Below are 13,631 nucleotides of genomic sequence, written 5' to 3'. Positions count from 1 at the left end.
GTCCACGCACCGAAGCTGTTCCGCCCTCGCGCAGCCGGCCATCATCCCCGGTCCCTGTCGGCCATGTTCGACCATGCGGTGCGCACGGCGCCGCGCAGCTTGCGCCCGCGCGCGATCGACACGTCGCGGAAGCGTTCGCCTGCCGCGGCAAAGTCGCGCGCGCGATTGGGCGCGCGGTCGAGCCCTTCCACCTGCATGACCCAGAGTTGTCGAAACGCGCCGCCCTTCTGCCGCAGCAGCTGTTGCGGCGGCCCATCCTCGACGACGCGACCGTCCTCCACCACGATCACGCGGTCGAACCCGACGATCGTCGAAAGGCGATGCGCGACGGCGATGACCGTCCGGTTGCGCACCAGCGCGTCCAGGCCGTTTTGCACTTCGAGCTCGCTCTCGGAGTCGAGCGCGCTCGTCGCCTCGTCGAGCAGCACGATCCGCGCGTTCTTCAGAAAGGCGCGGGCGATGCCGATCCGCTGTCGCTGGCCGCCCGAAAGATTGGCGCCGCGTTCGCCGACGATGCTGTCATATCCATGTGCCAGCCGGCGAATAAAGTCGTCGCAACCGGCGGCTTCCGCAGCGCTGTGGACGTCGGCATCGCTTGCATCCGGGCGTGCGATCCGGATGTTGTCCATGACCGACCGATGAAACAGCAGGACTTCCTGCGGCACCACCGCGATCGCGTCGCGCAAGGACTCCTGCGTCACCTCGTCGATGCGCTGGCCGTCGATCGCGATGTGCCCGATCTGCGGGTCGTGAAACCGTTGCACCAGCTGAAGCAGCGACGACTTGCCGGCGCCGGACGGGCCGACGATGCCGACCTTCTGTCCGGCCGGGACGCTGAGCGACAGATCGTGGATCACCGGATGCCGGGCATCGTAGCCGAACGTGACGTTAGCCAGGTCGACGGTACCCTCGCCGACGCGCAATCGCGCCGCGTCGGGCGCATCGTTGAGAGTCTGGGGCACGCCGATGATGTCGAGCGTCTCGCGCAAGTAACTGAACTGCTGGTTCGTGTCGATCACCGCCATGGCCAGGTCGCGCGAGCCGTGCAGGATCCGGAAGGTCATGGTGCTGATGATGACGACATCGCCGGTCGAGATCGCCCCGGTGGACCAGCGACCGATCGCCCAGACCAACGTTCCCCCCACCAGGACCGCGAGCGCCAGATCATGCAGGCCGCGCATCTGTTCGACGAAGAACCAGCCACGGCGCTGGGCATTGGCCTCCTGGTCGAGAAAGCCCTCGAGCCGTTCCAGTTCGCGATCCCGTGCCGCGAAGGCTTTCACGACCCAGATGTTGCCGATCAGGTCGATCAGTTCGCCACCCGCGGTGCCGGCATGCTTGGCAAAGGCGGTGTGATGAACGTGGCCGCGCATGCCGAGCAGGATCAACGCAAACGTCACCAGGACGAAGATGCCCCCGAGGATCGCGGCCATGGCGGCATCGATCGAGACAAAGATCAGCATGGCGCCGACGAACGTGATCAGCGGCGGCGTCACCTCCTGCAACAAACGGTGCGCGATCGCGCCGAAGATGCCCGCGAGGCCCGAGATGCGGTGCCCGAGCGACCCGGCCCGCTGGTTCTGGAAGAAGGGCATCTGATGGCCGGTCAGATAATTGACCATATCGAGCCGGATGCCGACGCCGGAACTGACCGTCGCCTGCCCCAGGGTCAGCGCCGCAGCGCGTTGCATGAGGCTTTCGAGCATGACGAGCGCCAGGAACAGGACGAGCGCCGCATAGACGGTGCCGCGCGCGCGGATGCCGCCGGTCATGGCATCGATCAGCAGTTTCATTGCATATTGCACCCCGATCGAACTGATCGAGGCCCCGGCGACGAGCATGCCGAGCAACAGGAAGATCCAAGGCCGCGCGGCCACGTAGTGAATCAGAAAACGGGTCGGACTGTGCAGAAAGGGCAAGGGATCAGCTCCGTCCATGAGCGGTTCTGCTGCAACGCAGCAACAAACGACGCAAGTCGAAGTTTCCCCGGAATCGCCTGGGCACGGTGGCTGGTGCGCCAGACCGCCTGAAGCGAGCCCGCGCCCGTCCGGCCCGCGCGCGGCCCGACCGCTGTGGCCGCCACGGGGCCGCGGGTACGGGCGAGGCGGGCCGGCTAGTCGATGCGTTTCAGTCCGGTCGCATAGCGGCGCGCATTGGCGACATAGTGCTGCGCCGAGACCAGCAGCATTGCTTTGGCAGCCGCATCCAGTTCGCGCACCGCGCGCGCGGGGCTGCCCACGATCAGGCTGCCGGGCGGGAATAGCTTGCCCTCGGTGACCAGCGCTCCAGCGCCCACCAGGGAGTCCGCCCCGATGACCGCGTGGTTGAGGATCGTTGCACCCATGCCGACGAGAACCCGGTCGCCGATCGTACAGCCGTGCAGGATGGCATGATGTCCGATCGTGCAATCCTCGCCCACGGACAGTGGCGCGCCCGGGTCGGAATGCGCCATCGCGCCTTCCTGGACGTTGCTCCGCGCGCCGATCGCGATCCGCGTGTTGTCGGCGCGGATCACGCTTCCGAACCAGATTCCGACGTCGTCGCCCAGCACGACATCGCCGATCAGCTCCGCGCTCGGGGCAATCCAGCTGTTGTCGCCCAATTGCGGCGCGCGTCCGTCGATTTCGTACAGCGGCATGGCAGGTCCTTTTGCGTGTCGGTGCGCGTGTTGCTTTCCCGGGATGGAAAGTCGGCCTGGCTTTCGATAGGCAAGCCGTGCCGGGCAACGTTTCGCCCCGGCTGGTGAGTATGCTTTTGCACATTTATGTCGATGCAGATGCCTGTCCGGTCAAGGACGAGGTTTACAAGGTTGCGCTGCGCCGCGCGGTCGCGGTGACGATCGTCAGCAATAGCCCGATCCGGATCCCGGTTCACCCGTTGCTCGGTCGGATCGTCGTAGGGGCGGGGTTCGACGCGGCGGACGACTGGATCGCCGAACGGGCGGATGATGCCAGTGTCGTGGTCACCGGGGACATTCTGCTCGCGGATCGTTGCCTGAAGGCCGGCGCGACCGTCCTGGCACCAACCGGCAAGCCCTTTACCGTGGCCTCGATCGGGAATGCGATCGCCGTGCGCGCGATCATGGCGGACTTGCGGGCGGGCGGCGATGTCGTGGGCGGCCCCGCGCCCTTTTCCAAAACCGACCGATCGCGCTTTCTGTCGGCCCTGGATGAGATGCTGGTTCGCCTGGCGCGGCGATGACGTCGGTTCGCCCAACGCAACCGTTCGCCGGTCGCTTCGGCGCCGGAACCGGCATCGGATGGCGGGCGGCGCTGCTGTTCGCGCTTTTCGCGCTGGCATTGCGGGCCCCCGATTTGGGCAACCCGGCGATCCATACCGATGAGCAATATTACCTGCTGGTGGGCGCCCGCATGTGGCACGGGTCCTGGCCTTATATCGATCTTTGGGACCGCAAGCCGATCGGGCTGTTCCTGCTCTACGCAGCGACCCAGATTTTCCCGGGGGACGGGGTCGTCGCCTATCAGGTCGTGGCCATGGTGTTCGCCATCGGCACGGCGTGGTTGATCGCGCGATGCGCGCAGCGCATCGGGGCCACGCCGGCCGGCGGCGTGCTTGCAGGGGCGGCCTATCTGATCTGGTTGCCGATGCTGAGCGGGCGGGCCGGGCAGGCGGGGGTGTTCTTCAACCTGTTCGTGGCCCTGGGGGCGCTGCTCATGCTGTCGCTTCCGCGGCGCGCGCGACAGGGGCAGGTCGGTGCGATCGTTGCGAGCGGAGCGGTTGCATGCCTGTTCGCAGGGATCGCGATCCAGACGAAATATACGCCTGCGGTCGAGGGCGCCTGGTTCGGCATCGTGCACCTCTGGTTCCTGCGCCGCGCGGGTGCGCGAAGCCCGATGATGGTCGCGGCGGGGGCCTTGTGGCTGTTCCTTGGCCTGTTGCCGACACTCACGGCGGTCGCTGTCTACGCGGCACGCGGGACAGCGGCGCTGGATGCCTTTTGGTACGCCAACTTCACCTCGATTTTCCATCGCTCGGCCTACAGCTATCCTACCGATTTGATCCTGCGTCGGCTGGCCGGGATCACCGCGCAGCTCCTGCCCCTCGCCGCCTGTGCCGCGCTCGCGCTTCGCGCCGATCCACGCCGTGTCGAACTCCGGCTGGCGGTCGGGTGGATGGTGGCGGCCTTGGTCCCGTTCATCGTTCTGGGGGTGTTTTTCGATCACTACGCATTGCCGCTCCTGCCGCCGCTGCTGACGCTGGCCGCGCCGGTACTTGGCCGCCATCGTCGTGTTGCGCTGGGAATCGTGGCGGCGGGCCTCACCGTGTTTTCGGTGGAAGCTGCCATCCGGCCCGACGATGCAGCCGGCGTGCGGACGCTGGCGGGCGTGGTCAAAGCGAATAGCGGGGGAGGGTGCCCCTACGTCTTCATCGGCGATGCCGTCGTCTATCACTTGGCGGAGGCCTGCCTGCCGACGCCCTACGCCTTTCCCTCGACCCTGGCCTATGCGCCCGAGAAGGGGGCCACCGGCATTGACGAAGCCGCCGAGGTGCGGCGGATCATGGCAAAGCGGCCGCCGGTCGTCGTCACCGCGAGCGAACCGCTTGCCGAATGGAACCCGGCCAGCCATGCGGCGATCGAGCGCGCTCTTGCCGCCGACTATCGTCCGGTGTTCAGCGTTCCGCGCGGCCGCTATCGCGCGATCGTCTATCTCCGGTCGGATCGCCGCTTCGTCCGGTGAGTCGCACGCGTAACTCGACGAAAAGTTCCGAAATCGTAAATCGAGCGTCCGGTTTCCCGACTGCCACGTCGTCATGGCAGCGAGGAGACTTGCTGTGCCGACGCCTGTTGCCTGTGCCGATCGATCCGCGCGCGCGCTGATCGCCTGCGCGCATCGGGCCACAGTGGTCGCGCGGTACTGTCTCCGTACGCTGCACGCTGATCGTACGGAACCGTTGCATGTATCTGGAAAATAATGACTTTCGTTCCTGGGATCGCCCGTGGGAGCCGCTGCCGAGCACGGTCGTCCAGTGCAGCTGGACGGTTCTCATTCCGTTCTTCAACGAACGCGACATGCTCGACACCACGCTGTCCAGCCTTGCTGCACAAGACATGCGGTTCGAGTTGATCCTGATCGACAATGGATCGACCGACGGCAGCGGTGCCGTGGCGGCAGCGAGCTGCCGCCGGCTCGGGCTCGACTTCACGTTGCTGCTCGAACCGCGGCCGGGCAAGGTCAATGCGCTGGCCGCCGGCGTCGAGCGGGTCCGGACGTGCTACGTCGCAACCTGCGATGCCGATACGACCTATCCGTCGGATTACCTGCGCCAGGCCGCGCGCCTGCTCGATCAGGGCGCCGCGGCGGCGGGCGCATATTTCGTGACGCCCGACGCGGCGCCGCGCGACCACGCAAAGGCGGCGCGCCGGATCACGCGCGCCGCGGCCGTGTTGCCCGATCAGTGCCATACCGGGGGCGCGGGTCAGGTTTTCCGCACCACCGTGTTGCGGCGGGTCGGTCAATTCGACGCGCGGCGCTGGGGGTATGTGCTCGAGGATCACGAGATCATGCACCGCGTCGCGCAGCACGGCACGATCGCTTATGGCGAGCGTTTTTGGTGTGCCCCATCGCCACGCGAACGCGACCGTGGGTCGATCCGCTGGACCCTGACCGAACGCCTGGCCTATCACCTGACACCCCGTCCGGCGCGCGATTGGTTCTTCTATTCGTTCCTCGCCAACCGGCTGGCCGGGCGGCGCCTGACCAGCGATCGCATCCGCGAACGGTCGTTCCAGGACATGGTGCAGCCGATCGAAAACGAGCGTCTCGCCGCCTGAACGCCAGCGCTCGCGTTCGACACCCTTGCGACACGACGCAATCGCGGCTTTAGCAAGACGCGATGGTATTCGAGTCTCTTCTCCGATGACCCAGGCCGGGATCAAGGCGGTATTCCTGGCGGAACAGCCGATGTTGTTGCGGTTGCTGACCGCGCGACTTGGCAATCGCGATGATGCCGAAGACGCGTTGCAGGACATCTGGGTCAAGCTCGACCAACAGGAAGTACGCGAGCCGATCGCGCAGCCCGCCGCCTATTTGTATCGGATGGCATCCAATCTTGCCGCGGACCGTCGGCTTGCCGCGGCGCGGGCCGGCGCACGCGAGACGGCGTGGCATGATGTGCAGCCCGCGGCCGACGAACAGCCCGATGCCGAGCGGGCCTTGCTCGGTCGGGAACGCTTGCGGCAGATCGAAACCAGGCTGGCGGCGATGCCCGAACGGATGCGCGTCGCCTTGAGGCTTTACCGCGTCGAGAATCAGCCGCAAAAGGAGATCGCTGCCCATCTCGGGATGACGGTCAGTGGCGTCGAGAAGTTGCTGCGGCGGGCGGCCCAGCAAATTTCGGCGCATAGAGCCGAGAGCGAGGCGGAAATGGGAGAACCGCATCGTCTATCAGGCGAAGGGGAAGCGCACCGTGGCCGTTGAGGGCTTGAACAGGATGGATCAGGCGATCGACTGGCATTTGCGCCAGCGCGATATGAGCGATGCCGAATGGCGTACGTTCGTCGCCTGGCTGGAGGCCGACCCAGCGAATGCGGCAGCCTTCGATGCGGTCGCGCTCGACATGAGCCTCATCGCCGAGCATTCCGAGCTGTTTCCCGTCGAAGCGGCCGAAGCCGTTCCGCCGGTCGAGCGCAAGCGGGCCCGGACGATGCTGCGGTGGGGCGTAGGGGCCGGCGCGCTGGCGCTGGCGGCCAGCCTGTCGCTGGTCGTTCTTCCGTCGCTCCCTAACACGGCGGCGCAGCCCTATGCGGTCAGCACCAGGCCGGGCGAGCAGCGCGTCATCGCTCTGGCCGACGGAACACGGATCGACCTGAACGGTGCGAGCCGGATCGAGCTGGACCGATCCAGTCCGCGCCTGGCGACGCTGGTTGCGGGGGAAGCGACGTTTCATGTCCACCACGATTCCCAGGCTCCGTTCGTGCTGCGGTCGGGCACGCTGAGCGTGCAGGACGTGGGCACGGTGTTTAACGCCGAGCGCGATGGGTATCGTCTCGATGTCCAGGTGGCGGAAGGCGCGGTGCTGTTCCAGCCGCGGCGCGACAAGCTCATGCTCCGCGCGGGTGCGGCGGTCACCGCCCGGGATGATACCGGGCATGTCGCTGTGTCGCGGATCGATCCTGCCCGGGTCGGCGGATGGCGCAATGGCGACATCGCCTTCGCCGGCGAGCCGTTCGGTCGTCTCGCCAACGCCCTGCGTCGGCTCGACGGTGTAGATGTTACGATCGAGCCGGTCTTGTCGCAGCGTCCCTTTACCGGCATGGTCCACCTGACGGGGAAGGCGGCGCAGGATGTGCCGCATCTTGCCGCATTGATCGGGGCGGACTGGCAGCACGATGGCAAGCGGTGGGTCATCTCGCCTCAGTAGGCTGGGGTTGATTCGCACGTTTGTCGCTATCGCCGCCTGCGTCGGCTTGCCTGGCCATGCGACAGGGCAGACGGCGCAAATCCATATTGCGGTGGCAACGCTGGATCAGGCGCTGACTCAGCTCGCACGACAGACCGGAACCGATATCGTCAGCACAGAGCCGGGCCTGCGGCACGTGCCGGCGCGACGCCTGTCGGGCCGGCTGGCACCCGCCGAGGCGTTGCGACGCCTGCTGAAAGGCACTGGCTACCGGGCGGTGCCCATCGACGCGCGCGGCTTCCGAATCGTCCGCGCTCCGGTGCCGTTGCCCGTCGTGCGAGCGGGTCCGGCGCGGACCCTCTCCCGTGCCGCACCGGCGGAGGGCGCGGATATCATCGTGACGGCTAGCAAGCAGCAGTCGCCGCTGCTGCGGTTTCCCGGCAGCGCGATCATGCTCGGCGGGTTCGCGCCTGGCTCGCGTGCGCTGCGGCCGATCGATATGGATGACCTGACCCGGGCCACACCGGTCCTGCAGAACACCGAGCTCGGGGTCGGGCGCAACAAGATCTTCATTCGGGGGGTTGCAGACAGCAGCTTCAACGGCGCGACGCAATCGACCGCCAACCAGTATTTCGACGAAGTTCCCTTGGGGTTCGCGGGCCCCGAGCCGAGTCTGAACCTGTACGACATGCGCAGCGTCGAAGTGCTGGAGGGTCCGCAAGGGACGCTCTACGGCGCGGGTGCGATCGGGGGGATCATCCGCCTGACGCCAAACCCGGTCGATCTCGCCCGTACCGGTGCGGCGATGACGGGCGGCGTCACGCTGACCGACGACGGCGCACCGGGATTCGATCTGGCGGGGATGGCCAACGTGCCGATCGCGCGCGACACCGCAGGGCTGCGCGTCGTGGGATATCGACAGCGGGCGGGGGGCTATATCGACGATCCCTCGCGCCGGCTGACGTCGATCAATCGCACCGATACGCTCGGCGGCCGTGTGACGCTCGCAGCCGACGCCGGCGATGGCTGGACGTTCGAACTCGGTGCATTGGGGCAGCAAATCGATGCCGCCGACGCGCAATATGCCGAAGCGGGGGCGGGATCGCTGCAACGCAGGTCGCAATATGCGCAGCCATACACCAGTACGGTGAAGCTTGTGCGCGGCGTGGTGCGCAAGCGTTGGGACAGCGGTCTGAACCTGGTCTCGGCGACCGGCTATGTCGACTTGAAGACCGACGATACGTTTGACGCCACCCGCGCGCTCGGCAGTGTCGGGCCAGTCCTGTACCGCAATGTGCAGACCGACACGTTGTTCGTCCAGGAGACCCGGCTGTCGCGGCCTGCGACGACCAGGGTGGGATGGTTGCTGGGCGTGTCCTATCTCAACGACAGCGACGTTCAGTCCCGCGCGCTCGGGCCCCCCGGGCAGACCGCGACCATCATCGGCGTGACCAACCGGACGGAAAGCCTGTCGGGCTTTGGGGAGGCGACGTGGCCGGTCACGCCGAGCTTCGCGCTCACGGCCGGCGCCCGATTGACCACGGCGCGGACCGATGGCGAGCCCTCGGTCCGTCCTCGCAACAACAGTTTCATTCACGGCAGGGCAACCAGGCGGATCGATCCCACGCTGGCGCTCTCCTGGCTCGTCGCGCCGCGTACCGCGGTTTTTGCAAAGGTCCAGTCGGGCTATCGCACCGGGGGCCTTGCCGTGGCGAGCGGGGTTGGCCGGGTTGCGGACTATCGCTCCGATTCGATCATCGTTGGGGAGGCGGGTATCCGCCGGCAGCGGCGGGGGGAAACCGGACTCGAAGTGTCCGGCGCGATCTCCTACGCGCGGTGGCGCGATATCCAGGCCGATCTCTACAGCCGTCGTGGGCAGCCCTACACTGCCAACATCGGCAATGCCGGGATTACCGCGATCGAGGCGCTGGGGGACTGGGTGCCGGTGCGCGGGCTGCACGCCAACTTCGCCTTTCTCTACACGTATAACCTCGTCGACGGCGCGCTGGCGCAGCTCTCGAAGAGCGCCAATCGACGGCTACCCGAAACGCCGCCGTTCGCCGGCAATGCGGGCCTGTCCTACCAATGGTTGCGGCGGGGGGCGCAGCGGTTCGACGTCGGCGTGCAGGGGCGCTATGTCGGACGGTCGGTGCTCGGTACGGGGGACTTTCTCGAGCTGAGCCAAGGGCAATATGCCGCGGTGGATTCGCATGTCGGTTGGCGATGGCGCAATCTCGACCTGACCCTGTCCGGCGAGAACCTGACCAATGTCCGCGCCAATCGTTTCGCGCTGGGCAATCCGCTGATCCTGGCGACGCGCGCGCAGACCACGCCGTTGCGGCCGCGCAGCATCCGCATCGGCGCGTCGGTCGCCTGGTAGGACCGGTGCCATCCTCCCCGGACCGGACGTCCGGGGAGTGCTGCGATCGCGCGGACCGGTCCGGCCCGGGCTTCCCGAAGGTTGAAGGCGGCGCTAGTTTCTGTCCGCGGCTGGTCCCTGTTTGAGAGGAGGAGCAACCGGCACAGGCTGACCGGGCGGCGTGGCGCGGTCGGTCGCCGCGTCCCCCTTGTGACGCACCCCGGCCAATCCATCCGCGAGCAGCGGAACATGCGTCGGCACCGCCAGCAAAGGACTTGGCTCGTCGTCGAGCTTGAGCATTTCCGTCCGGAGTTTGGCGTTGGTGAGGAACGTCTGCGCCTTCATGCATTGATTTGCGCTCGGTCGGCGGAATTCGAGGCAGTTCCAGAGCGCCTTGTCGTAATTCCGGGATTGATCGCGCATGTAGCTGAACGACATGGTCGCGATCTGCGCTGGCTGCAGCGGCAGGGCCGTCGGCGTCTTGGATGGGTCGATCCACCCCATCACCTTGCAATACGACCGGTCGCCACAGGCGCGCTTGGCGTAGAGCGCGAAGCCGTCGGGTGACATGCTATCGGCATCCAGCGTGACCAGGAAGCTGCCGGCATCGCCCGCGACGGGGGCGGGAAGCGCTGTTTGCGCGGCAACGGGATCGTAGAACGCCCCTTCCGGCTGAAGCATCGGCCCGGGTCCATCGACTGCACTGCGATGGGCTTCCGAATATTCGGCAAGCGCGGCGATGACCGGCTCGTCGCTGGAAACGTGACGCGTGAACGCAGCGGCCGTCCCCCACCAGCCGGTCCACCGGAAAAAGAGATGCGTGTCTACCGCGGCGATCTTGTCCAGGCTCGACTGCCAATAGGGCACGACCCAATTGGTGTGGTAATGGGTGGCATAGCCGACCTTCCGATACACCGAACCGCGCAAGGCTGCTGCTGCCACCGTGCGCGCACGGGCCCATTGCGCGTCGCTCCAGCGGTGGCGGACCAGGGCGCCGTCGCACGTGAAGGTGAACTGGCAGCCGGTCGTACGGTCCGCACCCTGGAAGACGACCCCGCAGATGGTCTTGGGAAAGGCGGGATGGCGAACCCGATTGATCACCACCTGCGCAACCGCGCGTTGCCCGATGGCATCGTCGCCGGCCTCGTACAGCACGGCTGCCGCTAGACAGTCGGTCGCGCGCGCCTGGGCTGCCGGGTCTCCCTCGAGGCGAAAAGGTCGCGCCGGGGGAATGGGGCCATCGACGAACGGAACGTCCGCATTATACTCGCGAGCGTCCTGTGGATCGAGGTCCTGAAATGCGACCGGCTCGACGGGCGGAAGCTCGGCCTGCGGCACGACCCGCTGCGGGACCGCATGGACACGGTGATGCCGATAGTGCGGCACGGGCGGCGCGTAATGCACGAGCAGGCTGGGGACGACGATCGCCAGCATGGCGATAGCGACGAGCACCGCGCGCAAGCGGCGGCTGAGCGGCGGTTGAGCGACCACGAGATTCAGCGGACGACGAAGTGGCGCGAGAAGGGCAGCACGAAGGGCTCCTGACCGGGATTGGCCGGCGCCCTTAGCGCATTTTTACGCACATGCGAAATGCACGCCGCCCTTTGCGAACGGCGTGCGTCTCGATCTGGCTCAGCTCTCGGGCAGGAAGTCCGGCACCGACAGATAGCGTTCGCCGGTGTCGTAGTTGAACCCGAGCACGCGGACATCGTCGGGCAGGTCGGGCAATTTCTGCAGGATCGCGGCGAGCGTCGCGCCCGAGCTGATCCCGACGAGCATGCCTTCCTCGGCAGCCGAACGCCGCGCCATGTCCTTGGCGACGGCGGCATCGACCTTGATCGCGCCGTCGATCGACTGGGTGTGGAGGTTGGCAGGCACGAACCCCGCGCCGATCCCTTGGATCGGATGCGGGCCGGGCGCGCCGCCCGAGATCACCGGCGAGGCTTCGGGCTCGACCGCATAGACCTTGAGGTTGGGCCATTCCTTCTTGAGCGCTTCGGCGACGCCGGTGATGTGCCCGCCGGTGCCGACCCCGGTGATGATCACGTCGATCGGCGAATCGCGGAAATCGTTGAGGATCTCCATCGCGGTGGTGCGGACGTGGACGTCGATGTTGGCGGCGTTCTCGAACTGCTGCGGCATCCACGAATTGGGCGTCTGCTCGACCAGCTCGAGCGCGCGCTCGATCGCGCCCTTCATGCCCTTTTCCCGCGGGGTCAGGTCGAAGGTCGCACCGTAAGCGAGCATCAAGCGGCGGCGTTCGAGCGACATGCTTTCGGGCATGACGAGGACGAGCTTGTAGCCCTTGACCGCCGCGACCATCGCGAGGCCGACGCCGGTGTTGCCGCTGGTCGGCTCGATGATCGTCCCACCGGGCTGCAGGTGCCCGTCGCGCTCCGCCGCCTCGATCATCGCGAGCGCGATGCGGTCCTTGATCGACCCGCCGGGGTTGGAGCGTTCCGACTTGATCCAGACTTCGGCGCCGGGGAAGAGCTTCTGGATACGGACGTGCGGCGTATTGCCGATCGTATCCAGGATGGTGTTCGCCTTCATGATTGCGCAACTCCTTCTGGGGTCTTTGTTAGGGCTATGTCGGGCTGATCGAAGGTCTTGGCAAGCCTGAGCTCGGGGAACAGGCGGACCCACAGGATCGTGACGACGATCGCGCCGATCCCGCCGAACATTACCGCGCCGACCGGGCCGAGCAGCGACGCGAGCAGCCCGCTCTCGGCTTCACCGAGCTCGTTCGAGGCGGAAATCGTCAGCTGCGAGACCGCGCTGACACGCCCGCGCATCGCGTCGGGGGTGTGGAGCTGGATCAGCGATTGACGGACGTAGACCGAGACCATGTCGCCACAGCCCGCCACCGCGAGCGCGGCGGCGCTGAGCCACAGGTTGCGCGATAGGCCGAAGACGAGGATCGCCGCGCCGAACACCATCACCGCGATCAGCATCTTGACCCCGACGTTGGTCTTCATCGGGCGAACCGAGAAGAACAGCGCGGTGACGGTCGCGCCGGCGCCCATGCTGGCGGCGAGGATGCCGAGCCCCTGTGGACCGACGTGGAGGATGTCGCGCGCGAACACCGGGAGCAAAGCGGTCGACCCCGCGAGCAGCACCGCGAACAGGTCGAGCGTGATCGTCGCGAGCACCAGCCGGTTGTGGCGAACATAGGCGAAGCCCTGTGCGATCCGGGTGAAGGGATGCTGGTCGGGTTGTGAGGGCGGCTGGGGAACGGGGCCGATCAGGAACATCGCGACCAGCGCCACGGTCAACAGGCCGACAATGACGCCATAGGCAAAGTCCGGATGTACCGCGAACAGCAGCCCGCCGAGGCTCGGCCCCGCGATCGACCCGACCTGCCACGCGATCGAACTGACCGCGATCGCGGTCGGCAGGCTCTCGCGGGGCACGAGGTTGGGGGCGAGCGCGGAATAGGCCGGGCCGGAGAAGGCGCGGACGATCCCGAACACGACCGCCGCGGTGAACAAAGCGGGGAGGGTGAGCGTGTGCGTCGCGGTCAGCACGCCGAGCGTGCCGGCGGTGAGCAGCATCACCAGCGTCGTCACCCGCACGATCCAGCGCCGGTCGACCGAGTCGGCGACCAGCCCGACCACCGGGGTCAGCAGGAACAAAGGCACGAACTGTGCCGCGCCAATCATCCCGAGCAGGAACGCCGCCTCGCGAATCCCCATGGTCGCGCGCGCCAGGCCGTAAACCTGCCAGCCGACGATCAGCGCCATCGCGGTGATCGCGACCGTCCCCGAAAGTCGCGACGCCCAATAAGCGCGGAAGTTGGGGATGCGGAAGGGATGCGGTGCGTCTGCCATCGCCTCATGCCTTAGGCCGAGCCGCGCGCGCGCTGCAATCACCGTCTTGCTTGGCCCGTCGAAACTCTGTTCGTCCCGGT

General features: G+C 66.9%; 11 protein-coding genes. 6 read left to right on the top strand and 5 right to left on the bottom strand.

Annotated features, from left to right (window positions below; all coding sequences use genetic code 11):
* Nucleotides 1–41 precede the first annotated feature (41 nt).
* Both L8G49_RS00730 and L8G49_RS00725 read right to left on the bottom strand, forming a co-directional pair.
* The gene (locus L8G49_RS00730) at nt 42–1,877 is read right to left on the bottom strand and encodes an ABC transporter ATP-binding protein (protein WP_242181799.1); all 1,836 of its coding nucleotides are present in this window, start codon (nt 1,875–1,877) and stop codon (nt 42–44) included.
* 236 nt (nt 1,878–2,113) lie between these two features.
* Nucleotides 2,114–2,638 (bottom strand): gamma carbonic anhydrase family protein, encoded by a 525-nt coding sequence (locus tag L8G49_RS00725; RefSeq protein WP_242181797.1) that lies wholly within the window; start codon nt 2,636–2,638, stop codon nt 2,114–2,116.
* Between the two features lie 110 nt (nt 2,639–2,748).
* On the opposite strand from L8G49_RS00725, the gene L8G49_RS00720 reads away from it, so the two are divergent.
* From L8G49_RS00720 to L8G49_RS00695, 6 genes are all read left to right on the top strand, one after another.
* Complete coding sequence (locus tag L8G49_RS00720) at nt 2,749–3,201, top strand: YaiI/YqxD family protein (protein WP_242181795.1); 453 nt, start codon at nt 2,749–2,751, stop codon at nt 3,199–3,201.
* Complete coding sequence (locus L8G49_RS00715) at nt 3,198–4,700, top strand: hypothetical protein (protein WP_242181792.1); 1,503 nt, start codon at nt 3,198–3,200, stop codon at nt 4,698–4,700. The genes L8G49_RS00720 and L8G49_RS00715 overlap by 4 nt, the downstream gene beginning before the upstream one ends.
* Before the next feature lie 218 nt (nt 4,701–4,918).
* Nucleotides 4,919–5,794: a glycosyltransferase family A protein gene (locus tag L8G49_RS00710; RefSeq protein WP_242181790.1), complete on the top strand. Its 876-nt coding sequence runs from the start codon at nt 4,919–4,921 to the stop codon at nt 5,792–5,794.
* 85 nt (nt 5,795–5,879) lie between these two features.
* Entirely contained in the window at nt 5,880–6,440 is a 561-nt protein-coding gene (locus L8G49_RS00705; protein WP_242137060.1) for an RNA polymerase sigma factor, read from the top strand.
* Between the two features lie 13 nt (nt 6,441–6,453).
* Entirely contained in the window at nt 6,454–7,383 is a 930-nt protein-coding gene (locus L8G49_RS00700; protein ID WP_242181788.1) for a FecR domain-containing protein, read from the top strand.
* Complete coding sequence (locus L8G49_RS00695; RefSeq protein WP_242181786.1) at nt 7,352–9,742, top strand: TonB-dependent receptor; 2,391 nt, start codon at nt 7,352–7,354, stop codon at nt 9,740–9,742. The genes L8G49_RS00700 and L8G49_RS00695 overlap by 32 nt, the downstream gene beginning before the upstream one ends.
* A 93-nt stretch (nt 9,743–9,835) precedes the next feature.
* Here the strand turns inward: L8G49_RS00695 and L8G49_RS00690 are convergent, their stop codons facing one another.
* The 3 genes from L8G49_RS00690 to L8G49_RS00680 form a co-directional block, all read right to left on the bottom strand.
* Entirely contained in the window at nt 9,836–11,212 is a 1,377-nt protein-coding gene (locus tag L8G49_RS00690; protein ID WP_242181784.1) for a cell wall hydrolase, read from the bottom strand.
* A gap of 141 nt (nt 11,213–11,353) precedes the next feature.
* Nucleotides 11,354–12,274 (bottom strand): cysteine synthase A, encoded by a 921-nt coding sequence (gene cysK / locus L8G49_RS00685; protein ID WP_242137056.1) that lies wholly within the window; start codon nt 12,272–12,274, stop codon nt 11,354–11,356.
* Nucleotides 12,271–13,551, bottom strand: a complete 1,281-nt coding sequence (locus L8G49_RS00680; RefSeq protein ID WP_242181782.1) for an MFS transporter — start codon at nt 13,549–13,551, stop codon at nt 12,271–12,273. The genes cysK and L8G49_RS00680 overlap by 4 nt, the downstream gene beginning before the upstream one ends.
* Between the last annotated feature and the right edge of the window lie 80 nt (nt 13,552–13,631).

It is taken from the genome of Sphingomonas sp. CARO-RG-8B-R24-01 (assembly GCF_022662295.1).
Classification (GTDB): domain Bacteria; phylum Pseudomonadota; class Alphaproteobacteria; order Sphingomonadales; family Sphingomonadaceae; genus Sphingomonas.
Note: the sequence above shows the minus strand (reverse complement) of the source record. Positions and strands in the feature narration are given on the sequence as shown.